The following is a 23,743-nucleotide window of genomic DNA, read 5'->3' as shown; positions in this document are numbered from 1 at the left end:
AGTGTGGCAGGAGCTGCGGCGGGTCCTCGGCGACGGCGGCGTCGAGCTGTCGAACGAGGAGCTGCTGGACGCGGTGTGGCTGGCGGGACGGCTGCCGCCGGGCGCGGCGACGGCCCTCGCCGCCGCCGCGCCGTCGGCGCACCAGGCGCCGGACACCGGGGAGTCCGGGCCGACGGCCCACCTTCACCAGGAAGAGCCCTCCACCGACGCGTTCCCGAGCGGAGCGACACCGTCGGTCCGGGGCGCGGGCGACAGCACCGGTGCCCCGTCGGGGCGCACGGGCGCAGGTCGTGGCGCCGAACTGCACGGACCCCCGACGCCCCGCGCGGCGGACGCCCCCGTCTCCCGCCCCGCCCTGCCCGTACGCGCCCCGGAGGCCAGGGCCCTTGCCTCCGCCGAGCTGCGGATCGGCCGCGCGCTGCGCCCGCTCAAGCAGCTGCGGCCCGACCGCCATGCCTGGGAGCTGGACGAGCCCGCCACGGTCACCGCCATCGCCGAGACCGGTCTGCCGGACGTGGTGCTGCGCCCGGCCAGGACCCGCTGGCTCGATCTCGTTCTGCTCGTGGACGACGGGGTGTCGATGCTGCTGTGGCAGCGGCTCGCGGCGGAGACGCGGACGCTGATGGAGCGCAGCGGCGCGTTCCGTGACGTACGGGTGTACGCGCTGGACAGCCGGGGCTCCGACGCACCGGTACTGCGGCACCATCCGTTCGCGCAGGACATCGCTGCCCTCCCGGTGAACGCCATCGCGGATGCGGGAGGCCACACCCTGCTGCTCGTCGTCAGCGACGGCGTCGGTCCGGCCTGGCGGGACGGCCGGATGCACCAGGTCCTGGAGCGGGCGGCCCGCAACGGCCCGACGGCCGTGCTCCACGCACTGCCCGAGCGGCTGTGGGACGGGTCCGGCATCCGTGCCGAGCCCTGGCGGGTGACCACGCGCCGGCGCGGTGCGGCCAACCGGACGTGGCGGGTCGCCGACCCGGTGCTGCCGCCCGAACTCGCCCCCTACCGAGGCGTTCCGGTGCCGGTGCTCGCGCCCACCCCGGAGTCGGTGGGCGACTGGGCGCGGCTGGTCGGCTCGTCCGGTACCTCGATGGTGCTGCCGCTGCTGGCTCCGCGTACCCCGCCCCGCGCCTACGCCGTCACGCGTACGGGCGGCGATGACGCCCTGCTGCGCTTCCGGAACGCGGCATCCCCTCAGGCGTACCGGCTCGCCGCCCATCTCGCGGCGGTCGCGCCGGTGTCGGTGCCGGCGATGCGGCTGGTCCAGGACGCGCTCGGCCCCGAGGTCGACACGGGGCATCTGGCGGAGGTGTTCCTCGGCGGTCTGATGCGCGGTGCGGACGGGCCGGAGCGGGAGTTGCTGCCGCAGCACCGCGGCTTCGACTTCGCGGAGGACGCCCGCCGCATCCTGCTGGACACGGTGCCGCCCGCCGAACTGGTCCGCACCACCCGCGCGGTCACCACGCGCATGGCCGAACTCACCGACCGGACGGTGGGCTTCCCGGCCTGGCTGCCGCACCCTTCGGGCCGGGACGGAGTGGCGGACGGTGCCCGGCCGTTCGGCTGGGTGGACGACCGGCTGCTGCGGCGGCTGGGGATGCCGGCGCCCACGGACGGCCCGACGGTTGCGTCGCCCTGGCCGCAGGTGTCCGGCCCCGCGGAGGCGGAGGTGTCCGGGGATGCCTCCGCGCCGGAGTCCGGCCTGTCGGGGACGGAGCCGCACACGGAGCCGGAGTCGGAGGCGGGGACGGACACGGGGACGGACCGGGAGGCGGAGGCGGGGACGGACCGGGAGGCGGTATCGGGGACGGACCGGGAGGCGGAGTCGGGGGCGCCGGAACCGCGCTCGTCTCTGCCTGCGTTCGTCGACCGGCCCGGCTCCGACTGGGTCTCGCTCCAGCCGTCGGAGGGATCACGGTCCGTCGGGCCGTACCGGCTGGTGGCCCGCAGACTGGGCGGCCGGCCGAGGATCGGCGTCTACCTCGGGACCGCCGACGACCACGCCTCGTACGCGATGATCCGCATCCCGGAACTGGTGGACCGTTCGACCGCGTACGACCTGCTGACCACCGAGGCCGAGGCGCTGGCCCGGCTCGGCGCCGAACACGCGCCTCGTCTCCTCGGTATGAGCACCCGGAGCGAGCCGGGGTGGCTGGCCACCGAGTGCCTGGTGGACCCCGCGACCGGGGAGCCGGCCCCCACCCTCCGAACCTACCGCACCGGCCACGGCGCCCTCTCCCCGGCGCAATTCCTCTCCGTCGGCCGCCAGTTCGCGGCCGCGACGGGCGAGGCCCACCGCGAGGGCCTCGTCCACGGCACCCTGCGCCCCGACTCGGTGCTGATCGCCGGGGAGGACGTACGGGTCACGGGCTGGATGACCGCGTCGGTCGACGGTGCGCACAGCAGCCACCGCGAGGCGTTCCGCCAGCAGGTCGCGTACGAGGCGCCGGAGCTCGTCGACGACCCGGACGCACCGACCCCGGCGACCGACATGTTCGCGGTGGGATCGATCCTGCTGGCGGCACTGACGGGCGAGCCGGATGCGTCCTTCTTCTCCCTCGAGCTGCCCCCACAGGTCGCCGGTGTGCCCGCCGAGGTCTCCTTGCTGCTCGTGAACTGCCTCGCGGAGGACCCCTCGGCCCGTCCCACCGCGGACGAACTGCTGTGGGCGTTCGACCCGGACAGCCGGCCGGCCGTCGTCCTGGACGCCGTACCGCTGGGCGCTGACGGCGACGGACGGCGGGTGTCCCTGGACATCAACGCGCCGGATCAGGGCGGTCTCGGCCCGCACGGTCTGATCCGGGGCGGCACCGACGCCGGTCGGCACGACCTGCTCACCGCCGTCGTCCTGGATCTCGCCGCTGCCCACTCCGCCGACGCCCTGACCGTCGTCTGCGCCGACTACAGCGGCACGCTGCGCCGCTCGGCGCTCTCCGCGCTGCCGCACGTCGTCTGGTGCGAGGCCGTCGGCGGCCTGCCCGTGCGACTGCGCGAACTGACCGGACTGCTGCTCAAGGAGCGTGGCAGGCGTACGGGTTCCGAAGCGGCGGGCCTTCCCCGGCTCCTGGTCGTCCTCGGTGACCTGGACCGGATCGCCGGCACCGAGGAGTCCTTCTTCGCACTTGCCGACGAGGCAGCGGCCCTCAGCAGGTGCGAGGGCGTCCATGTGATCGTCTCGCAGCAGGGGCGCAGCGCACTGCTCGATCTGCTCGCCCCTTCGTACATGATCGAGCTCGGCTCTCCGTACGCCCGGCTCCGCTCCACCACGGCCGCGCCGGTCGCCTTCAGCCCCGCTCCCCCGCGCACCTCGCCGGCCCGGGGCTGGGACCACGACGAGCGGCACGCCTACGGTGTGACGCTGCTGCGGGACGGCCGCCCCGAGCTCGCGCTGCGCGTGCTCAGCGATGTCGTCACCGCCCGCGAGGCGGTACTCGGCCCCGAGCACGAGGCCACGCTCAGCTCCCGCTATGAACGGGCCTTCGCCCTTCTCTCGCTGGGCCGGAACGCCGAGGCCCTGGAGGAGTACCGGCAGGTGGCCCGGGACCGGTCACGCGTGCTGGGCCCGGACCACCCCCGCACCCTCGACGCCCGCCAGCAGGCCGCCTTCTCGCTCGGTCTGCTGCGCCGGCACAGCGAGGCGCTGACCCTTTACCTCGAAGTGCTGTCCAAGCGCGAGCGGTTGCAGGGTGCGACCCATGAGGACACCATGCGGTGCCGCCACAACGTGGCCTCCACACTGGCTTCCATGGGCCGCCTCACGGAGGCGTACAAGGTGGCGCGCGACACCTGTCGGGCCCGCGCGGACGAGCTGGGCGCACTGCATGCCGACACCCTGGTCACGTTGCATGAACTGGCGCTCGTCACGGCCCGCATGGAGCGCTGGGCCGAGGCCGCCGAGCTGTACGACGCGGTGGCGCACGGCTGGACCCGGAACCTGGGCGCCGCACATCCCGACACGGTGGCCGCGGCAGCCAACGCCGCCGCGGCACGGCAGCGGCTCGGCGGCCGGAAACGGCCGCCCGCTTCCCCGAAGGGCGGGGGCTGACGGGTGTCCGGGAATGTCCGGTGACGTTCGTGTGTGTCCGGTGTGACACGCATGATCCGCAGGCCGATTACGCTTCCGCCGTGACCACCAACGAATACTCCGCGTACATCGCGTCCCTGCCCCGCGTCCTCGCCGGTGCCGCCACTCTCTTCCGGGACGCCGATGGGCGGGTGCTGCTCGTCGAGCCCAACTACCGCGAGGGGTGGGCGCTTCCGGGCGGGACGATCGAGTCCGAAGCCGGAGAGACGCCGCGTGAGGCTGCCCGGCGGGAGACGCTGGAGGAGATCGGGCTGGACGTCGAGCCCGGGCGGCTGCTCGCGGTCGACTGGGTGCGGGGGGCGGCACGGCCCCCGATCGTCGCGTACGTGTACGACGGCGGGGTGCTCAGCGGGGAGCGGTTCAGGGACATCCGGCTCCAGGAGGAGGAGCTGATCTCCTGGAAGCTGGTGGCGCGCGACGAGATCACGACCTATCTGCTCGATGCGCTGGGCCTCCGCGTCCTGGCGGCGCTGGACGCGCTGACGGAGGGCACGGGTCCGGTCGAGCTGGTGGACGGGCGTCCGGCGGGCTGAGGTCCGGGCTGCGACCCGGTAATCCGTTCGCCGACGCGCCGCGCCGCTGCGTACGCTCGCCGTATGACTCTCGTCGCGATTCTCAGCGGCGCCGGTATCTCCACGGACTCCGGCATTCCCGACTACCGCGGGCCGAACGGGCTGTGGCGGCGCGATCCGGAGGCCGAGAAGCTCGTCACGTACGACTACTACATGGCCGATCCGGAGATCCGTCGACGGGCCTGGCGGATGCGACGGGACGCGCCGACGCTGCGCGCCGAGCCGAACGCGGCGCACCGGGCGATCGCCGGGCTGGAGCGCGAGCGGAACGGCGTGGCGGTGCGGGTGATCACGCAGAACGTCGACGGGCTGCACCAGCTGGCCGGAATGCCCGAGCGCAAGGTCCTCGAACTCCACGGCACCGCACGCCAGGTGGAGTGCACGCGCTGCCATGTGCGCTCGCCCATGAAGGACACGCTCGTGCGGGTCGCCGAGGGTGAGGAGGACCCGCCGTGCCGGGTCTGCGGCGGGATTCTCAAGTCGGCGACGGTGATGTTCGGGCAGCGGCTCGACCCGGTGGTGCTGGGCGAGGCGATGGGCATCGCGAAGGCGTGCGAGGTCTTCATCGCGGTGGGCTCCAGCCTCCAGGTCCAGCCCGCCGCCTCGCTCGCGGGGATCGCCTCGGAGAACGGCGCCCGGCTCATCGTCGTGAACGCCGAGCCGACGCCGTACGACGAGGTCGCGGCCGAGATCATCCGCGAGCCGATCGGTACGGCGCTTCCGGCGCTGCTGGAGCGGATCGGCGACGGCCCCTTCCCGTGACCGGGGCTCTGCCCCGGGCCCCGCGCCTCAGTCGCGCCGGTGGGGCTCGGCATGAGCAGCGTCCGGCGATCGAGGACACGCCCGAAGGGCGGACAGACCCTAAGGGCTGTCCCGCAGTACCCACCGGGCGCACGACGACAGCTACGGCACCTCGCTGCGTTGTCGAATCATCCCGATACATCCAGTATTGGGGCGACCCTCCGCCTTGCGATGCGTCCTCTCGGCCCTCCGGGCCCGGGGAGACCCCATGCATCTGACGCCGCGCGCTGGTCCGCCGGGTATTGCGGGACAGCCCTTAGAACAGCGCGCCCTCCGGCGCTCCGCTCTCGAAGGCCAGCAGGCGCTGCTTGCGGTCGAGGCCGCCTCCGTAGCCGGTCAGGCTGCCCGTGGAGCCGATGACGCGATGGCAGGGCACGATGATCCCGATGGGGTTCTTGCCGTTGGCGAGGCCGACCGCGCGTGAGGCGCCGGGGTTGCCGAGCGCGTCGGCGAGATCCCCGTACGTACGGGTCTCGCCGTACGGGATCAGGCACAGCTGCTCCCAGACACTGCGCTGGAACGGTGTGCCCGCGAGGTGCAGGGGCAGGTCGAAGTGCTTCAGCTCGCCCGCGAAGTAGGCGTCGAGCTGGTGGATCACTTCGCCGAAGGGGCGGGGGTCGGGTTCGCCGAAGGTCTCCTCGGCGGGGCGGTGGCGCTGTTCGGTCATGTAGAGGCCGCTCAGGACGGAGTCGGTGGCGACGAGGGTGAGCGGTCCGTACGGGCTGTCGACGACGGTGTGGTTTCTCGTCATGATCACGGTCCTCAGGCGGGCAGGCGGTTGATGGGGTGGTCGCCGGTGGCCCACAGGTACTGGACGGCGTAGGCGCGCCAGGGCCGCCAGGCAGCGGCGCGGGCGGTGAGCGCCGCGGGGGTCGACGGCAGGCCGAGGTCCTCGGCGGCACGGCGGATGCCGAGGTCGGTGGGGAGGAACGCGTCCGGGTCACCGAGCCCGCGCATCGCGATGACCTCGACGGTCCAGGGGCCGAAGCCGGGCAGTGCGGAGAGCTGGGCGCGGGCCTCGCTCCAGTCGCTGCCGGCGCCGAGCCGGAGCGTGCCGTCGGCGAGAGCGCCGAGCAGTGTGGTGAGGGTGGTGCGGCGGCTGCGGGGGAAGGCGAGGGTCTCCGGGTCGATTCCGGCGAGTGCCTCGGGGGCCGGGAACAGATGGGTGAGGCCGCCCTCGGGGTCGTCGACCGGGGTGCCGTGGGCGGTGACCAGCCTGGCGGCGTGGGTGCGGGCGGCCGCCGTGGAGACCTGCTGGCCGAGGACGGCCCGCACCGCGAACTCCGCCACGTCGATGGTGCGCGGCACCCGCCTGCCCGGCGCCTTGTCGACGAGCGGCGCGAGCAGCGGGTCGGTGCGGAGCTGGTCGTCGATGGCGACGGGATCGGCGTCGAGGTCGAGCATCCGGCGGCAGACGCTGATGGCGAACGTCAGGTCGCGGTGGTCGGTGAGGGACAGCCGGCAGGCGATGTGGTCGGGTCGGGGAGCGAGGGACACGATGCCGTGGCCGTGCGGAAGTGTGAGCGTGCGACGGTAGGCGCCGTCGCGCCACTCCTCCACGCCGGGGACGGCGGTCGCGGCAAGATGCCCGAAGAGGTTGTCCGGGTTGAGGGGCGCCCGGAAGGGCAGACGCAGCGCGAGCACGCCGGGGGTCGCACCGACCGGCTCCTTGCCGCGGCCTGCCGCGCGGGTGCGCAGGTCGCTCGGCGGGAGCGCGAAGACCTCGCGGACGGTGTCGTTGAACGTCCGGATGGAGGAGAAGCCGGCGGCGAAGGCGACCTCGGCCATCGGCAGCGCGGTCGTCTCGATGAGCAGCCGGGCGGTCTGGGCGCGCTGCGCCCGGGCCAGGGCGAGCGGGCCCGCGCCGACCTCGGCGAGCAGCTGGCGCTCGATCTGCCGGGTGGAGTAGCCGAGCCGGGCGGCCAGTCCGGGTACGCCCTCGCGGTCGACGACGCCGTCCTGGATGAGCCGCATGGCGCGGGCGACGGAGTCGGCGCGGGCGTTCCACTCCGGGGACCCGGGGCTGGTGTCTGGGCGGCACCGCTTGCACGCCCGGAACCCGGCCTGCTGGCAGGCGGCCGCGCTCGGGTAGAAGGTCATGTTCTCGGCCTTGGGCGGTACGGCGGGGCAGCTGGGGCGGCAGTAGATCCGGGTCGTCAGGACCGCGGTGAAGAACCAGCCGTCGAAGCGGGCGTCCTTGGACCGGACGGCCCGTACGCAGCGCTCGGTGTCGGTGTGCATGGCGGTGTGCACGGCGGGATGCATGGCTCAAGCATCGGGGACCGGGAGCGGACGTCGCTGGCGGAAAAACGACATCAACGCGGCGAGGCCAGGGCAGCCCCGGAATCCCGCCAGAGCAGTGTCGGCATCCCGCCAGGGCAGGCTCGGCATCGCACTTGGCATCCCCTGGCATCCCGCCGCCGACACAAGCTGCGCGCGGCTACGGCTTGATGTTCTGGTTCACATGGAACAGGTTGCCCGGGTCGTACACCCGCTTGATCTCGACGAGGCGGTCGTAATTGGTCCTGTAGTTGGCCCTGATCCGGTCCTGGTCGTCGTCGGCCATGAAGTTGATGTAGCCGCCTTCCTCCGAGTGCGCTGCGGTCGCCGCGTAATAGTCGCGCACCCAGGCGATGTTGGCCTCGTTGTCCGCAGGATCGGGCCACATGCCCGCGATGACGGTGGCGAACGTGGCGTTCCTGTAGGCGAAGGCCGTCGCTTCCGGTGCCACACGGTGGCAGGCGCCGTTGATGGGGTAGATGTGGGCCGTCGAATTGACGACGGGCACACGCGGCCCGTGCTCGAGATGTGCCGCGATCGCCTCGTCACTCAGCTCGGTCACGAAGTTGGCCTTCCAGTAGTGCTGCAGGCCAGGAGGGTAGAGCGCGTCGAACGCGCTGTTGAGCGCGGGATACGGCATGGGGCCGACGTGCTCGGCCACCACCGGTGCCATGTCACGGAACACCTTGACGGCGCGCTCTCCTTGATCGAGGGGTCCGGCCCAGCACGCCACGACCAAGGCGAACCGGTCGCCGTGCCGGTTCTCCGGGATGAACGGCAGGGGCGGCGCGATCTGGAAGCCGGGGAACCCGCCGAGTTCCTCCGGTGCGTCGGCAATGAGTTCGCGGAACGCGCGCAGAACGGTGCCGGCGTCGTCCAGTTCGTAGAGGATCGGTCCGCCGTAGACGTCCTTGACCGGACCCAGCCGGAACTCGAAGGAGGTCACCACGCCGAAGTTGCCGCCGCCGCCGCGGATGGCCCAGAACAGGTCGTCGTGCTCCTTCTCGCTCGCGACGAGGAACCGGCCGTCCGCGGTGACCACATCGGCCGAGACCAGGTTGTCGCAACTCAGGCCGAGACCCCGGGCCAGGTAACCGATGCCGCCGCCGAGGGTCAGCCCGCCGATGCCGGTCGTGGAGATGATTCCGCCGGTGGTGGCAAGGCCGAACGCATAAGTCGCCGCGTTGAAGTCGCCCCAGGTCGCTCCACCCTCCGCGCGCGCCGTCCGTCGCCCGGGATCAACACGGACGCCTCGCATACCGGACAGGTCGGCAACCACACCGTCGTCGCAGGTACCGAAGCCCGGCACGCTGTGCCCGCCACCGCGCACCGCCAGGTCGAGCCCCGCCTCTCGCGCGAAGTCGACCACGGCCATGACGTCTCCGGCGTTGACGCACCGCACGACGACCGCCGGGCGCCGGTCGATCATGGCATTGTGGATCTTGCGTGCCTCGTCGTAGGTGTCGCTTTCGGGGGTGATGACCGCCCCGCGCACGCGTTCCCGCAACTGTTCGACCGAGGGCTTGCCCATGGCCACCGCTCCTCGTGCACCACTCCTGGAATCCCGCTCGGAAAACGAGCCGCTCCGCGGCAGCGGGTACGGCCCAAGCCCCCACCGGCTCGACACCCCGACACCCTCTGCGGCACGCCTGCCGCCTGGCCTGGTTCCAGGTTACGCCGATGAAGCGAGGCCTCAACCTGACCGCCCTTGCAGGTCACACAGGCGGCCCTCGGTCCTGTCCGGGCGATCTTGTCGGGGCCGCGACGACAGCTGCGGCACCTCGCTGTGTTGTCGGAGTCGCCCAAGTACGTCCAGTACGAGGTCGATCCTCCGCCTTGCGATGTACCGCATCTGACGCCGCGGCCTGTTCCTCGAAGATCGCCCGGACAGGACCTAGGCGGCCGGCAGCAGGGGCCGAGGGCCCGGCTTGCCATGTCGGCCGAGCTGCTTCTGGCGTCAGCACTGCTGACACTCGTGTGCTCGGTCCCGATGGGCTCATCGGTTGCGATCCAGACATTGGAAAGGTCCCAGCCTTGGGCCGGGGCAATCTGCAGGTCCGAAACGGAGTCCGAGATGGCACGACTTCTCTACACGGCTGAGGCAACGGTGACAGGCGGTCGCGTAAGCGGCCACGGGCGCACGAACGAGGGGTGAGCCTCTGCCGCTGTCCGCCCGGGGATCCGGCTCCCGACGAATCCCTCAACCGCGTCTCGAGACGGGCCAGTGGGGCTCGACCACCCGGGCGGCCGGATCGGGTTCGTCGCCGCGGCGCAGTTCGCGTCGGACAGTGCCTGGAATCGCGGTTCGTCCTCGCGGGGTACTCCCAGCAGTCTGCAGATCACCGTGACCGGGAACGGATGGGCGAAGTCGTCGACGATGTCGACGCGGGCCGTGCCGGACCGGACCCATGGCTCCCGCCCTCCTCGCGCACCACGGTTGTCTTGCGCAGCTCGGCGTGGAGCAGGTACGGGTCGGCGCGGTGGGAGGGATCGAGGGTGGCCTGATATATGCATGAAAGGTGCACAATCGAAGGAGAGGAGCACGGCGACAGAGCTCCGCCTGGAGGCTGATCAGATGCCAGGGACCCGGTCTTATTCGCGCTACGCCCCGGATCGGGGACTCACCACCCGCATGGTGACGACGATGTTCCTGATCGGCCTGCTCTATGTCGTCTTCGTCGGCGTCCTGCTGGCCGTCCTCCGGGATTCATGGCCCATCATCCTGGTGATCGCGGGCGTTCTGTTCATCGCGCAGTTCTGGTTCAGCGACCGGATCGCGGCCTACAGCATGGGGGCCCGAGAGGTCACCCCCGAGCAGGCGCCCGAGCTCCACGGGGCCGTGGACCGCATCTGCGCACTGGCCGACATGCCCAAGCCTCGCGTGGCGATCGCCGACAGCGATGTGCCGAACGCCTTCGCCACCGGCCGCAACCAGAACGCCGCGCTGGTCTGCGCCACCACCGGCCTGCTCCGTCGTCTGGAGCCGGAGGAACTGGAGGGTGTCCTCGCACACGAGCTGTCGCATGTCGCCCACCGCGATGTCGTGGTGATGACCATCGCCTCGTTCCTGGGCGTCCTCGCGGGCGTGATGATCCGTGTCTGGCTCTACAGCGGGCTCGGCCGGAACACCCGCGACAGCAACACCGCCATCGCGATGCTGGTGATCCCCCTGGTCAGCGCGGTCGTCTACGTGATCAGCTTCCTGCTGACCCGGCTGCTCTCCCGCTACCGCGAGCTGTCCGCCGACCGCGCCGCCGCGCTGCTGACCGGCCGTCCGTCGGCGCTCGCCTCCGCGCTCACCAAGGTGACCGGCCAGATGGCCAGGATCCCGACGCAGGACCTGCGCAAGGCGGAGCCGTTCAACGCCTTCTGGTTCGCGCCCGCGTTCTCCTCCAAGGAGAGCCTGAGCAGGCTGCTCTCCTCGCACCCGACGCTGGAGCAGCGCCTGGACCAGCTCGGCAGGATCTCGGCGCAGCTCGGCCGCAGGTGAGAAACGCAAGCCGATCGTGAGGTTCTGCCCGTGGGACTCCTCGACACCATTCTCGGCCGCAGCAAGCCGGTGCGCCCCGACCTCGACCAGCTCTTCGGCCTGCCCGCCGCCGCGATCACCCTCCAGGCGGGTGCCGGGTTCACTCCGACCGGCATCGGATCGGTCTGCTTCGCCAGTGTCGAGGGCGGCGCCTTCGCCGGGGTCCAGGAGGACGTACGGGAACTGCTCGACGCCGACACCGGCCGGGGCGGCGTACCCGTCGAGTTCAGCCAGGACGCCTACGGCTACACCTGGCTCCTCGCCCGCCATCCCGCCGACGACACGGCTTCGCTGGTCAACGACCTGCACGCGGTCAACACCCTCCTCCAGGACGCCGGCTTCGGCCCGCAGCTGCTCTGCTCCCTGATCGGCTTCCGCGAGGCCGCGGGGGAACGCGTGCTGGCACTGGTCTATCTCTACAAGCGCGGCACCTTCTATCCCTTCGCACCGCTTCCCAGAGCCGGCGAGAGGCGCGACAACGCCCTGGAACTCCAGGTCAGGGCGCTGCTCGCGGACGACCTGCGGATCGAGACGGACCTGGGCCGCTGGTTCCCGGTGTGGGGCGCGCCGGGGCTCGGCGGGACGGATCACAGCGGCGGGAGCAGCTGAGTCCTGAGCCCGCCACGTACCTGAGCCACGTACCTGAGCCACGCACCAGAATCACGTACTGAGGCACGCACCTGAGCCTCTGCGCCGACTCGTCGATGATGGACTGCAACCGGACATGCCGGTGAGACCTGCCCCGTGAGACCGAACCGTTGGAGCTGCCTGCCGTGACCATTGCCTACGACGACGTGAAGACGGCCGCCGGACGCATCGCCGGGCGCATCCGCCCGGTCACCCTGAGCCCCGTGGACCGCGGTGCTCTCGGTGCTCTCGGTGCAGCGGACGGCTGGCTCGCGTACGAATTCTCCCAGCACACCGGTTCGTTCAAGGCCCGCGGCGCACTGAACTTCACCGCCGCGCATGTCGAGGCCGGCAGCATGCCGGACGCCGGAGTCGTGATCGCCAGCGGAGGCAACGCGGGCCTCGCCTGCGCCTGGGCGGCTCGGGAGCACGGCATCGAGGCGACCGTCTTCCTCCCGGAGAACGCGCCTGCGGTGAAGACCGCCAGGCTGACCGCGCTGGGTGCCGACGTCCGCCAGGTCGGCCTCGAGTACGCGGTGGCGCTCGATGCTTCGCGGGCCCATGCCGAGCGGACCGGTGCGCTCCAGTCCCACGCCTACGACCACCCGTTGATCGCGGCCGGAGCCGGAACCCTGCTCGAAGAGATCCACGCCCGGCTGCCCGGACTGGACACGGTGGTCGTCGCGGTCGGCGGGGGCGGTCTGTTCACCGGCGTCACCACGGCCGCACACGAGCACGGCATCCGCGTCGTCGCGGTCGAACCCGAGAACTGCCGCGCGCTCGACGCCGCCATCGCGGCCGGGGAGCCCGTGGACGTGACCGTGGACAGTGTGGCGGCCGATTCGCTCGGCGCCCGCCGTGCCTCACTGATGGCGCTGCAGTGGGCGCAACGCGCCGACGTCCGCTCCGTCCTCGTCTCCGACGAGGCCATCGTCAGTGCCCGGCAGGCTGTGTGGGACGACCGCAGGATCGCCGTTGAGCACGGCGCCGCCACGGCGCTCGCCGCCGTACTGTCCGGAGCGTACGTACCGACGGCCGGGGAGAAGATCGCGATCGTGCTGTGCGGAGCCAACACCGACCCGTCCGATCTCACGCACTGATCCGAGCAGCCTACGCCGCTGTTCCGGGCCTCGCGCGGAGGCCCGGAACAGCGGTGCGTACGGTGCGGATCAGAGGCGGTCGAGGATGCTCTGCATCTGCTTGACCTCGGTCGACTGGTTCTTGACGACATCGTCGGCGAGCTTCTTGGCGGCGGCGTTGCGGCCGTTCTTCTGCTCGTCCTTCGCCATGTCGATGGCGCCGTTGTGATGGTCGATCATCATCTGGGCGAACTTGCGGTCGAAGTCGGTGCCCTTGGCGGCCATGAGCGCATCCATGTCCTGCCCGGACATCATCCCGGGCATCTCCCCGTCACCGTGGCCCGCTCCGTGATCCATGCCGGGCGACTCCGGCTTTCCCCAGGACTTGAGCCAGGACCGCATGGTCCTGATCTCGGGGTCCTGCGCCTTCTCGATCTGCCCGGCCAGGGTCTTGATCTCCTGGTCGGAGGCGCGGCCGTCGGCCAGCTCGGCCATCTCAAGGGCCTGCTGGTGGTGCGGGATCATCCCCTGGGCGAACGCGGTGTCCGCGTCGTTGAACGCGCCGGCCGCCGCCGATGCGCCGGCTTCCGGCGCGGAATCGGCAGGTCGTGTGCTGTCGCCGCCGCAGGCGGCGAGCAGCAGGGCCCCGGCGGCGACGGCTCCCACCGCCGCGACGCGGCGGTGCAGTGGCCGGTGGAAGGCGCGCTTGAAGACGGTCATGTCTGTACCTCGTGTGATCGATTCTGAATGAGCGGATGGGCAGGCGTCGTCGCAGGCAGCCCGGAAAGGGCGCGCCCGCGAAGGATCAGCGGCCTAGATCCGCAGAATCGAGAGTTGTGCGAGGTCGGGCGCTCTGGGCGGAGGGTTGGCGCGTACGGCCGCGAGAACCCCGGCGGCGAGCCGGGCAAGCCATTCGCGTCGGCCCACGAACACCACGGGGAGCAGCAAGGCCAGCGCCCAGGTGCCGAGGACCGCCACGCACAGCGAGACCATGTCCATGGCCATGCCGGGCTCATGCCCGTCCGGCGATGCGGGGGCGCCGCCGCCGGCCAGTACCGGGGCGGCATTCAGGTCCGTCGCCACCACGGCAGGGGGCGGGCCGGTATCCGTGACGGCGTCCGCGTGGTGTCCGTGCGCGGGCATGGCGCCCGTGCCGGCCGTGTGCGAGGAGGAGAGCATCCCCGTACCGGGGTCTTCACTGGGGTGACCGACGGTGTGCATGACGAACACGCCGAGTGCCAGCACGACGACAAGCAGGAGACGCGCTGCCACGCCCACCGCTCGTGTGTACTGCCGCACCATCACGCGTACCTCCGTTCCTGTTGCCGACGATAACCCGAGCCGCGGGGCCGTACGGCTGCGGGTCATCGCGTTCCGTCCATGACCGTGACCGTCGTGCGTCCGCGTCCCGGCCGGTGTTCCTTGATCAGCCGACGGCGTGGAAGCCGCGCAGGCGCAGGCTGTTGCCGACGACGAAGACCGAGGAGAAGGCCATCGCCGCGCCCGCGATCATCGGGTTGAGGAGCCCGGCCGCGGCCAGTGGCAGGGCGGCGACGTTGTAGGCGAAGGCCCAGAAGAGGTTCGAGCGGATCGTGCCGAGCGTGCGGCGTGCGAGCCGGATGGCGTCCGCGGCGGCTCGCAGGTCTCCTCGTACGAGAGTGAGGTCGCCGGCCTCGATCGCCGCGTCCGTGCCGGTACCCATCGCCAGACCCAGATCGGCCTGGGCGAGCGCCGCCGCGTCGTTGACGCCGTCGCCGACCATGGCGACGCTGCGGCCCTCCGCCTGGAGACGCTTGATCACGTCGACCTTGTCCTGGGGCATGACCTCGGCGATCACGTCGTCGGGTGCGATCCCCACCTCGGCGGCGACGGAGGCGGCGACCGCCTTGTTGTCCCCGGTGAGCAGGATCGGGGTCAGGCCGAGGGCGCGCAGCCGGCGGATCGCTTCGGGGCTGGTCTCCTTGACCGCGTCCGCGACCTCCAGGACCGCCCTCGCCTCGCCGTCCCACGCCACCGCGACGGCGGTACGCCCGGCGGCCTCCGCCTCCGCCTTGGCGCGCTCGAGCTCCACGGGCAGTGCCATGGCCCACTCGGCCAGGAGCTTCTCGCGGCCCACCAGGACTGCGTGGCCGTCGACGACGCCCTGAACGCCGAGGCCCGGGATGTTCGCGAAGTCCTCGGGCGTGGGCAGCGTTCCGACGCGGTCGGCCGCCCCCTTGGCCACCGCCTGCGCGACGGGGTGCTCGGAGGAGTGCTCCAACGCACCGGCCAGCCGCAGGACTTCCCGCTCGTCCGTCGCATCGGTGACGTGGACCTTCAGGAGGGTCATCCTGCCGGTGGTGACGGTGCCGGTCTTGTCGAGGACGATCGTGTCGGCCTTGCGGGTGTTCTCCAGGACCTCGGGGCCCTTGATGAGGATGCCGAGCTGGGCGCCGCGCCCGGTGCCCACCATGAGGGCCGTCGGGGTGGCCAGGCCCAGGGCGCAGGGGCAGGCGATGATCAGTACGGCGACGGCGGCGGTGAACGCGGCCGTCAGGCCTGCGCCGTTGGTCAGCCAGAAGCCGAGGGTGCCGAGCGCGAGGCCGATGACGACCGGCACGAAGACGGCGGAGATGCGGTCGGCGAGGCGCTGGGCCGACGCCTTGCCGTTCTGCGCGTCCTCCACCAGCTTGGCCATCCGGGCGAGCTGGGTGTCGGCGCCGACCCGGGTGGCCTCGACGACGAGCCGTCCGCCGGCGTTGAGGGTGGCTCCGGTGACGGCGTCACCCACGCCGACCTCCACCGGCACGGACTCGCCCGTGAGCATGGAGGCATCCACGGCGGAGGAACCCTCGACAACGGTGCCGTCGGTGGCGATCTTCTCGCCCGGCCGGACCAGGAAACGGTCCCCGGCCCGTAGATCGGCGGTGGCGATCAGGTGCTCGCGGCCGTCGCGCAGGACCGTGACCTCCTTCGCGCCCAGCTCCAGCAGCGCCTTCAGCGCGGCGCCGGCCTTGCGCTTGGACCGGGCCTCGAAGTACCGCCCGGCCAGGATGAACGCGGTGACGCCGGCGGCGGCCTCCAGATAGATGTTCCCTGCACCGTCACTGCGCGAGATCGTCAGCTCGAAGGGGTGCGTCATGCCTGGCATCCCGGCGGTCCCGAAGAACAGCGCCCACAGCGACCACAGGAACGCGGCCGACGTACCGAGCGAGATCAGCGTGTCCATGGTCGCTGCGCCATGCCGGGCGTTGGTGAAAGCGGCCCGGTGGAAGGGCCAGGCCGCGTAGGTCACGACCGGAGCGGCCAGTGTCAGCGAAAGCCACTGCCAGTACTCGATCTGCAGCGCGGGCACCATGGCCATCGCGATCACGGGGACGGACAGTGCCACCGCAGTGATCAGGCGGTGCCGCAGCGGCCGCAGCTCATCCGCCCCTTCGGCTTCTGCCGCTGCTGCGGTTTCTGCGGTTCGGGCGGATCCCCCCGGAACGCTCGCGCGAGGGGGCACCGGAGGTGCGGCGGTGTAGCCGGTCGCCTCCACGGTGGCGATCAGGTCCGCCACGGACACGTCCTCGCCGCGGTAGCTGACCCTGGCCTTCTCGGTGGCGTAGTTGACCGTGGCCTCCACCCCGTCCATGCGGTTGAGCTTCTTCTCGACACGGGCGGCGCACGAGGCACAGGTCATGCCACCGATGGCGAGTTCGACCTCAGCGGTACCGGGCACCGTGGCTGTCATCACTGCTCCTCGAACTGGTGGAAGAAGGTCAGGCCGCGCCGGGTCCGCGGACGGGTTCCGGCGGCGGGTTCCGGACAGGCCTCGGGCCGCCCGTGCCCACGGAGTGGGCTAGGTAGGTACCGATACCCTAGGGGGGTATCGGTAATCCTCGATCATGTATACCCCCGCCCCGTATTTTTCGCAAGCGACCCCAGGTGTTTCGATCGAGGCGGCCGAGCCGGGGCGGGCGGCGTACGGCCACCCGCCCCGGCCCTGTGACGGCCCGTCGCGTCAGGCCGTGGCGGCCTGGGGTCGGGCGGCGCGCGCCGGGTCCGCGAGGCGACCGGTGCGGTTGAGCCCGTACAGGGCGGCGGCGCAGGCGAGGCCCAGCAGGAGCAGGGCGATCCACGGCAGCGCGGACACTCCGGCGTTGCGGGCGGCATCCAGTGCGACCCCGGTGAGGAGGTTGCCCAGGGTGATACCGACACCGCAGATGGTGTTGTACAGGCCGTAGTGCGTGGCGACGAGGCGGTCACCGGAGAGGCGGACGATGGTGTCCATCTCGAACGGATAGGCGATCATCGTCCCCGCGGCGAGCAGCAGCGCCGACAGCGCGGGCGGCACCGCTGCGAGCAGCCACAGCCCGGTCCCGCCGTCCGGTACCGGTATCGCCGTGGCGATCAGCAGCGGTACGAACGCGACGCCCATCGTCAGCAGGCCCCAGGTGAGCGCGCGGCCCGGCTCCATTCGGGCCTTGCACCACGCGGTCACCCTCGTCTGACCGAGAATCGTGCTCAGACCCGACACAGCGAACAGCACCGCCACCGCCGCCGTGCCGAACTTCCCCTCACCGCCGAGGCGCCGTACTTCCAGCGGCAGGGCGAGATAGACCTGGAAGGACATCACGTACGAGCCGATCATGGCGAGCGAGAACAGCAGGAACGGCCGGTTGGCCAGGATGCCGCGCCACTGCGACAGCACGCTCTCCCGCCGCCCGTTCGCCCGCACCTGTTCGTCGTCGGCCTTCCGCGCCGGCAGGGCGCGGATCTGCACGAGGCTCAGCACCGCGAAGATGCCGGCCGCCGTCAGACACGTGACGCGGAAGTCGACACCGGTCAGCACCATGCCCACCAGCGGGCCGAGCAGGATTCCGGCCTGGTAGAAGACGTTGAACAACGCGAAGGCCTCCACCCGGCGCTCCCCCGCATCCACTGCCAGATAGGCGCGGGAGGCCGGGTTGAACAACGCGCCGGCCAGTCCCGTGGCGGCGGAGGCGGCGATCAAAGCCGGCACCGAGTCGACCAGACCGAGGGTCGCGAAGCCTGCGGTGCGCAGCACGAGCCCAGTGATGATCACCGGCTTGTAGCCGAGCCGGTCGGCCAGTGTGCCACCGACCAGGAACATGCCCTGCTGGCTGAAGTTGCGTACCCCGAGGATCAGCCCGACGAGCCATCCGGCCAGCCCGAGGGGCCCGGCCAGGTGCGTGGCGAGATAGGGCATCAGCATGTAGAAGCCGAGGTTGATGGTGAACTGGTTCACCATCAACAGCTGGACACTCCGCGGGTAGCCACGAACCTGCGTGACGGCGGCCTTCACCGGGCCTCCTCCGTATCGGCCTCGGGGCGCCTGTCGTCGGCACCGGCCTGTGGGTGCCCGTCGTCGGCACCGGCCTCTGGGTGCCTGTCGTCGGCGGCCGGTTCGTCCGTGCCCGCGGCTCGGGCGGGGGCGAGTGGGTCGACCACGCTCGTGCACCGGGTCCAGCGGGTGACTTCCTTCTCGTCCAGGCAGCCGATCACGTCCGGCTCGGACGCGGGCGGCGCGTCGAGGAGGCCGTGGGCGGCGCAGTAGTCGTCGTCGTACACGGTGGCCAGGTAGCGTTGCGGCCCGTCGGGAAAGATCGCCGCGATCCGGGTGTCCTCGGGCAGAGCGCGCGCCAGCCATCCGGCGACCAGGGCGACCGCGCCGACGCTCCACCCGCCGGTGGCGTAGTGCGAGGCGGCCAGCTGCCGGCAGGCCCACACCGCCTCACCCGGGGCGACCCAGTGCACCTCGGTGAAGTTGTCGTAGGCGACGTTACGGGGATAGATGCTCGACCCGAGTCCGCGCATGAGGCGGGGGCGGGCTGGCTGGCCGAAGATCGTGGAGCCGATGGTGTCCACGCCCACGAGCCGCAGGTCGGGGTAGAGCTGGTGAAGAACGCGGGACACGCCCGCGGAGTGCCCACCGGTGCCGACACTGCACACCAAGGCGTCGATGTGGCCCAGTTCCGCGGCGAGTTCGAGGGCGAGCGGGGTGTACGCGGTGGTGTTGTCCGGGTTGTTGTACTGGTCCGGGCACCACGATCCGGGGTGCTGCCGCAGCAGCTGGGTGACGCGGTCCCGTCGTGCCTGCTGCCAGCCACCGGTGGGGTGGGGCTCGGAGACGACGTTGACCTGGGCACCGTAGGCGGTCAGCAGCCGGGTCATGGACCGTTCCAGGCCCGGGTCGGTGACCAGGGTGACCGGATGGCCGTGGACCATGCCCGCAAGGGCCAGGCCGAGGCCGAGGGTTCCACTGGTGGACTCGATGATCCTGCCTCCGGGCTTCAGATCCCCCCGGGCCCGGGCGCGTCCGACCATGTGCAGTCCGGGACGGTCCTTGATGCCGCCGGGGTTGAAGCCTTCCAGCTTCGCCCAGAAGCCCCGTCCTGCAGGGGCGAAGGGCTCGCCGACGTGCAGGAGGGGAGTGTTGCCGACCAGACCGGTCAGGGCGGCGTGGCCGAGCTTGGTGAGATGTCGTGCGGTGTTGGGAGAGTGCATCAGTCGGCTCTCGTCCTTCGGTGATTGGCGCGTCGGGTGCTGATCTCTCGCACGCCGCCCCGTCCCGGGCGGACGGCCCCAGGGCTCGGTGGCAGGGAGCGGCGGCCGCGGCATGCTGCGGCTCGAAGGGCATGGCCTACGTCCGCCACCGGCAGAGCGCGCACAGCACGTTGCGGCCGGACACGGATCTCCGGGCCTCCCCCGGCACCCGGGCCCCGTCGGGTGCCGCCGCGCGCGCCACCGTTGCTTCGGCCTTCGCCGCCGCGGTGATCGGCGCACGCACCTGCTGACGTCCGGTCAGCTCCATCTGCGAACCGGTCGGCGAGCAGGAGGAGTCGGCAGGAACCGCAGCAAACGGCACCGGCTCGACACTCCGTGGGGCGCCCGGGACCGTACGGGCCGAGCCGTGAGCATGGCCGGACCCGTGCAGCAGCGGCGCACAGTCGAGCGCGATCAGGAGCAGCGCGCTCAGGAGCAGGGCGAGCGCCCGGCACGGCACAGAGGCAGCCGGGAGCGGGCGAACGCGGGACGGCGGGAGCACAGTTCCTCCGCAGGAGGGCCGTCACGCACCATGCGGTGCGTCGAAACGGCGGGCGGGGCGGGCAGTGTCAGGACGTCGCCGCAGAGATCCGCCTCGCATCGCGCGGTTGCGCATGGGGCGAGGCAGGTGGCGGCGAACTGGCCGGCCACATCGCGCACAGCCGCGGCGGGCTGTCCCGGAACTGTGTCAGACGGGAATGCGTCGGGAGCCGGCGGGCAGACACCGCATCCTAGACCTGCAGAACTGTGGCTCTTATCGACGTGCTCGGCAATTGCTTGGCCGACGCCACGTCACCGAAAGCGACCGGAGCTGGTGGGCCCGACGGAGAAATGGCCTCCTCGACGAAGGCACAGGCGCCTGGGGCGTCCAGAGCAGGGGTCTGCTCCGGCTGGCCGGGCACGCACTCCTGAGCCGGATGGGACGGGCCGTGACCACCACCGTGGTGGTCCACCGGCACGTCCTCGGCCGCGTGGCTGTCCATCGCGTGGCCGTCCATCGCAGTCGCCGCGCGCAGGGTCGCGCCTGCGTCGAGATGGCCGGTGACGCCTTCGGCACTCACGCCGTGCGCGTACACGAACGCGAACAGCATCATGGCCACCCACAGCATGCGCGACGGACCCGCCGATGTGCGGGCCCGCGACATGCGGGAGGACGACCAGGCCGTAACCATGCCGTGATCGTAGCGCCTCGCCCTGACGACCCGACGCCGCCCCGGTCGCAAACACCGCGCCGGCATCGAACACCGAGGCCAGGCACCGGTACGGATGGCACTGAGAGCACAGCCTGCGGATCGGCGGAGGGCCGAAGCAGGGTCGATGCTCCGGACCGTGCCGCCGTCAGCGCACCTGCGCGGCGAACGCCGCGTACGCCCGCTCGTCGAAGAGGACGAAGCGCACCTCTTCCACCGCTGTCTTCGCGTCCCGCACGGTCCCGACAGCGATGCGGGCGGCATCGTCCATGGGCCAGGAGTAGACCCCGGTGGAGATGGCCGGGAACGCGACCGTCCGCGCGCCCAGCTCGTCGGCGACGCGCAGCGACTCGCGGTAGCAGGACGCGAGCAGGGCGGAGCGGTCGTCGGTCGTGCTGTACACGGGACCGACGGTGTGGATGACCCACTGCGCGTGGAGCCTGCCGGCCGTGGTCGCGACGGCCTGCCCGGTCGGCAGTCCCTTGCCGTACTGCGAGGCGCGGAGTTTCCGGCACTCGTCGAGGATCTCCGGCCCGCCGCGCCGGTGGATCGCTCCGTCGACACCCCCGCCGCCGAGGAGTGAGGAGTTCGCGGCGTTGACGATGGCGTCCGCGTGCTGCTCGGTGATGTCGCCGTGGACGAGGGTGAGGGAGGCACGGTTGGTCATACCGACATCATCCCGCGGTCAGCGCCCGCCCCGCAGATGCCGCCACACCGCCTTCGCCGCGTTGTGCCCCGACATGCCGTGCACGCCCGGCCCCGGCGGAGTCGCGGATGAGCACAGGAAGACCGCCGGGTGCGGGGTCGAGTACGGGAACAGGGACAGCTTGGGGCGAAGGAGCAGCTGGAGGCCGACGGCCGCGCCGCAGGCGATGTCGCCGCCCACATAGTTGGCGTTGCGCGCGGCGAGCTCGGGCGGGCCGGCGGTGGCGCGGGCGAGGACGCGGTCGCGGAAGCCGGGGGCGAAGCGCTCGATCTGGCGCTCGATCGCGTCGGTGAGGTCGCCCTCCCAGCGGTGCGGGACGTGCCCGTACGCCCAGAAGACATGCTTGCCCTCGGGCGCCCGGGAGGGGTCGACGAGGCTGGGCTGGGCGGTGATCAGGAACGGCGTGGCGGGCGCGGTGCCGCCGGACGCCTCGCGCAGCGCGGCACCGATCTCGCGGCTGCTGGGGCCGATCTGGACGGTACCGGCGCGCCGGGGCTCGGCGGCCGTCCAGGGAACGGGGCCGTCCAGGGCGTAGTCGATCTTGAAGACGCTCGCGCCGTAGCGGTACCCGTCGTACGCCCGACCCAGGCCCGCGATCTTGGCCAGGGCCGTCGGGGAGGTGTCGAAGACATACGCGCGGGCGGGAGGCAGATCGTCCAGGCGCTTGATCTCGGAGCCGGTGTGGATCGTGCCGCCGAGGTCTCGTACGTAGGCGGCGAGGGCGTCGGAGATCGACTGCGAGCCGCCCCGCGGCAGCGGCCAGCCCCCGGCATGCGCGGCGAGTGCGAAGACGAGCCCGACCGCGCCGGTGCCGATGCCGTGGAGCGGGGCGATGACATGGGCGACGAGCCCGGCGAACAGCGCGCGGGCCCGGTCGTCGCGGAACCGGCGCAACAGCCAGGTGGAGGGCGGGAGCCCGTCGAGCCCGAAGCGGGCGAGGGTGACGGGATCGCGGGGCAGCGCGGTGAGCGGGAGGGACATGAAGTCACGGGCGAGGGTGTCCCACTTGCCGAGGTAGGGGGCGACGAGGCGGCGGTACACGCCGGCGTCCCGGGGCCCGAACGAGGCGGCGGTCTCGGCGACGGAACGGGACAGCACGGCGGCGGTGCCGTCGTCGAAGGGGTGCGCCATGGGGAGCGGCGGATGGAGCCACTCCAGCCCGTACCGCGCGAGCGGCATGGCCTTGAAGGCGGGTGAGCCCGCGCCCAGCGGGTGCACGGCGGAACAGGGGTCGTGCCGGAAGCCGGGGAGCGTCAGCTCCTCGGTCCTGGCGCCGCCGCCCACGGTGTCCAGGGCCTCGAACACGGCGACGGAGAAGCCGCGGCGCGCCAACTCGGCGGCGGCGGTCAGCCCGTTGGGTCCCGCCCCCACGACGACGGCATCGAGCATCGACGGCACCTTGGGACTCCTTCGTCAGCCGATGGCCAAGGAATCCAGCATATTGGGCGGCACCGACAACGATGCCGGGGGCTGCCCCGCCCGGCGCAGATCAGGACCGTGGTGCGGGCAGTCTGCGGGGTTCGATGCGCTCTTCGACGGCCGCGTCGCCCTCGCGTACGACGACATAGGCGCCCTTCCCCGGCACTTCTGTGACTGCTTCGACCAGTTCGGTGCCGCGGTAGACCAGGCCCACTCCGTCGTCGGTGCAGTGCGTGACGGGCAGGGTACCCTCGGCGACCAGTCGGTGCACCAGCGGCCGGCGGCCCGCGTCGGTGTCGTAGTGGACGCCGTTGCCGTACGGCAGGAAGCCCAGGGCGTTGGTGAGCGGTCGCAGATCGGGCCCGAAGGAGTCGGTGGCGCCACCGCGGAACCAGCAGATCGATCCGGCGCTGACCCCGCTGAGGACGACACCGGCCTCCCAGGCTCTGCGCAGGACGGCGTCGAGTCCGTGGACCCGCCACACCGCGAGCAGATTGGCCACCGAGCCGCCCATGACCCACACGACGTCCTGGTCGAGAACCGTGCCCTCGATGTCGTCGAGGTTGGGCATCGGGAAGAGATGAAGGGGCGTCAGATCGAATCCGGCCACGCGCGCGGCCTCGGTCATGCGCGAGGTGAAGTGCTCCGCGTCGCCGATGGCGGTGCCGATGTACATGATCCGGGGCCGGCGTCCGTGGACTCCTGACAGCTCGACCGCGTGGTGCACCAGTGAATGGAACGTCACCATGGTGCGGCCGCCGACACGGTGGCCACCGGAGGTGGCGACGATGGTGGGCTCCGGGGCACTCATGGAACATGATCCTATCGGTCCGGGAACGCCACCGTCCGCCGCCCGGCGGGCGAGCGTGCCCCGGGGCCCGGAAGCACGGCGCCGGGACGAAGGGCTGGGACACAGGGCTCG

General features: G+C 71.8%; 19 protein-coding genes. 6 read left to right on the top strand and 13 right to left on the bottom strand.

Annotation, left to right across the window (positions count from 1 at the left end):
* Position 1 precedes the first annotated feature (1 nt).
* The 3 genes from ACZ6ZQ_RS00570 to ACZ6ZQ_RS00560 all read left to right on the top strand — a co-directional run bounded on the left by ACZ6ZQ_RS00570 (position 2) and on the right by ACZ6ZQ_RS00560 (position 5,421).
* Complete coding sequence (locus ACZ6ZQ_RS00570) at positions 2-4,048, top strand: SAV_2336 N-terminal domain-related protein (RefSeq protein ID WP_469766342.1); 4,047 nt, start codon at positions 2-4, stop codon at positions 4,046-4,048.
* Between the two features lie 80 nt (positions 4,049-4,128).
* Positions 4,129-4,620 carry an NUDIX domain-containing protein gene (locus ACZ6ZQ_RS00565; RefSeq protein WP_469766341.1) on the top strand — a complete coding sequence of 164 codons (492 nt, stop codon included), beginning with the start codon at positions 4,129-4,131 and terminating at the stop codon, positions 4,618-4,620.
* Between the two features lie 63 nt (positions 4,621-4,683).
* Positions 4,684-5,421, top strand: coding sequence for an SIR2 family NAD-dependent protein deacylase (locus ACZ6ZQ_RS00560; protein WP_469766340.1), 738 nt, complete (start codon positions 4,684-4,686; stop codon positions 5,419-5,421).
* 295 nt (positions 5,422-5,716) lie between these two features.
* On the opposite strand, the gene ACZ6ZQ_RS00555 is transcribed toward ACZ6ZQ_RS00560, so the two are convergent.
* From ACZ6ZQ_RS00555 to ACZ6ZQ_RS00545, 3 genes are all read right to left on the bottom strand, one after another.
* Positions 5,717-6,211: a methylated-DNA--[protein]-cysteine S-methyltransferase gene (locus tag ACZ6ZQ_RS00555; RefSeq protein WP_469766339.1), complete on the bottom strand. Its 495-nt coding sequence runs from the start codon at positions 6,209-6,211 to the stop codon at positions 5,717-5,719.
* An 11-nt stretch (positions 6,212-6,222) separates the two neighbouring features.
* Entirely contained in the window at positions 6,223-7,701 is a 1,479-nt protein-coding gene (locus ACZ6ZQ_RS00550) for an AlkA N-terminal domain-containing protein (protein WP_469766797.1), read from the bottom strand.
* A 199-nt stretch (positions 7,702-7,900) separates the two neighbouring features.
* Positions 7,901-9,271 (bottom strand): FAD-binding oxidoreductase, encoded by a 1,371-nt coding sequence (locus ACZ6ZQ_RS00545; RefSeq protein WP_469766338.1) that lies wholly within the window; start codon positions 9,269-9,271, stop codon positions 7,901-7,903.
* Positions 9,272-10,315: 1,044 nt separating this feature from the next.
* Here ACZ6ZQ_RS00545 and htpX point away from each other — a divergent pair.
* The 3 genes from htpX (at position 10,316) to ACZ6ZQ_RS00530 (ending at position 12,996) form a co-directional block, all read left to right on the top strand.
* A complete protein-coding gene (gene htpX / locus ACZ6ZQ_RS00540; RefSeq protein WP_469766337.1) occupies positions 10,316-11,230 on the top strand; it encodes a zinc metalloprotease HtpX in 915 nt (304 codons plus the stop codon).
* Positions 11,231-11,260: 30 nt separating this feature from the next.
* Positions 11,261-11,878, top strand: a complete 618-nt coding sequence (gene pspAB / locus ACZ6ZQ_RS00535) for a PspA-associated protein PspAB (protein WP_469766336.1) — start codon at positions 11,261-11,263, stop codon at positions 11,876-11,878.
* Between the two features lie 164 nt (positions 11,879-12,042).
* Positions 12,043-12,996 (top strand): threonine/serine dehydratase, encoded by a 954-nt coding sequence (locus tag ACZ6ZQ_RS00530; protein ID WP_469766335.1) that lies wholly within the window; start codon positions 12,043-12,045, stop codon positions 12,994-12,996.
* Positions 12,997-13,065: 69 nt separating this feature from the next.
* Here the strand turns inward: ACZ6ZQ_RS00530 and ACZ6ZQ_RS00525 are convergent, their stop codons facing one another.
* The 10 genes from ACZ6ZQ_RS00525 to ACZ6ZQ_RS00480 all read right to left on the bottom strand — a co-directional run bounded on the left by ACZ6ZQ_RS00525 (position 13,066) and on the right by ACZ6ZQ_RS00480 (position 23,632).
* Positions 13,066-13,695, bottom strand: a complete 630-nt coding sequence (locus tag ACZ6ZQ_RS00525) for a DUF305 domain-containing protein (protein ID WP_469766334.1) — start codon at positions 13,693-13,695, stop codon at positions 13,066-13,068.
* A gap of 93 nt (positions 13,696-13,788) precedes the next feature.
* Positions 13,789-14,247 carry a DUF6153 family protein gene (locus tag ACZ6ZQ_RS00520; protein WP_469766333.1) on the bottom strand — a complete coding sequence of 153 codons (459 nt, stop codon included), beginning with the start codon at positions 14,245-14,247 and terminating at the stop codon, positions 13,789-13,791.
* 154 nt (positions 14,248-14,401) lie between these two features.
* A complete protein-coding gene (locus tag ACZ6ZQ_RS00515; RefSeq protein ID WP_469766332.1) occupies positions 14,402-16,690 on the bottom strand; it encodes a heavy metal translocating P-type ATPase in 2,289 nt (762 codons plus the stop codon).
* A gap of 270 nt (positions 16,691-16,960) precedes the next feature.
* A complete protein-coding gene (locus ACZ6ZQ_RS00510) occupies positions 16,961-18,211 on the bottom strand; it encodes an MFS transporter (protein ID WP_469766796.1) in 1,251 nt (416 codons plus the stop codon).
* 50 nt (positions 18,212-18,261) lie between these two features.
* Positions 18,262-19,467: a PLP-dependent cysteine synthase family protein gene (locus tag ACZ6ZQ_RS00505; RefSeq protein WP_469766331.1), complete on the bottom strand. Its 1,206-nt coding sequence runs from the start codon at positions 19,465-19,467 to the stop codon at positions 18,262-18,264.
* A gap of 136 nt (positions 19,468-19,603) precedes the next feature.
* The gene (locus tag ACZ6ZQ_RS00500) at positions 19,604-19,966 is read right to left on the bottom strand and encodes a hypothetical protein (RefSeq protein WP_469766330.1); all 363 of its coding nucleotides are present in this window, start codon (positions 19,964-19,966) and stop codon (positions 19,604-19,606) included.
* 271 nt (positions 19,967-20,237) lie between these two features.
* Positions 20,238-20,678, bottom strand: coding sequence for a hypothetical protein (locus tag ACZ6ZQ_RS00495; RefSeq protein ID WP_469766329.1), 441 nt, complete (start codon positions 20,676-20,678; stop codon positions 20,238-20,240).
* A gap of 166 nt (positions 20,679-20,844) precedes the next feature.
* Positions 20,845-21,363, bottom strand: coding sequence for an O-acetyl-ADP-ribose deacetylase (locus ACZ6ZQ_RS00490; protein ID WP_469766328.1), 519 nt, complete (start codon positions 21,361-21,363; stop codon positions 20,845-20,847).
* An 18-nt stretch (positions 21,364-21,381) separates the two neighbouring features.
* Complete coding sequence (locus ACZ6ZQ_RS00485) at positions 21,382-22,800, bottom strand: phytoene desaturase family protein (protein WP_469766327.1); 1,419 nt, start codon at positions 22,798-22,800, stop codon at positions 21,382-21,384.
* A gap of 91 nt (positions 22,801-22,891) precedes the next feature.
* On the bottom strand, positions 22,892-23,632 hold the full coding sequence (locus ACZ6ZQ_RS00480; protein WP_469766326.1) for a Type 1 glutamine amidotransferase-like domain-containing protein: 741 nt from the start codon (positions 23,630-23,632) through the stop codon (positions 22,892-22,894).
* Positions 23,633-23,743 lie beyond the last annotated feature (111 nt).

It is taken from the genome of Streptomyces sp. NPDC053673 (assembly GCF_055585225.1).
Note: the sequence above shows the minus strand (reverse complement) of the source record. Positions and strands in the feature narration are given on the sequence as shown.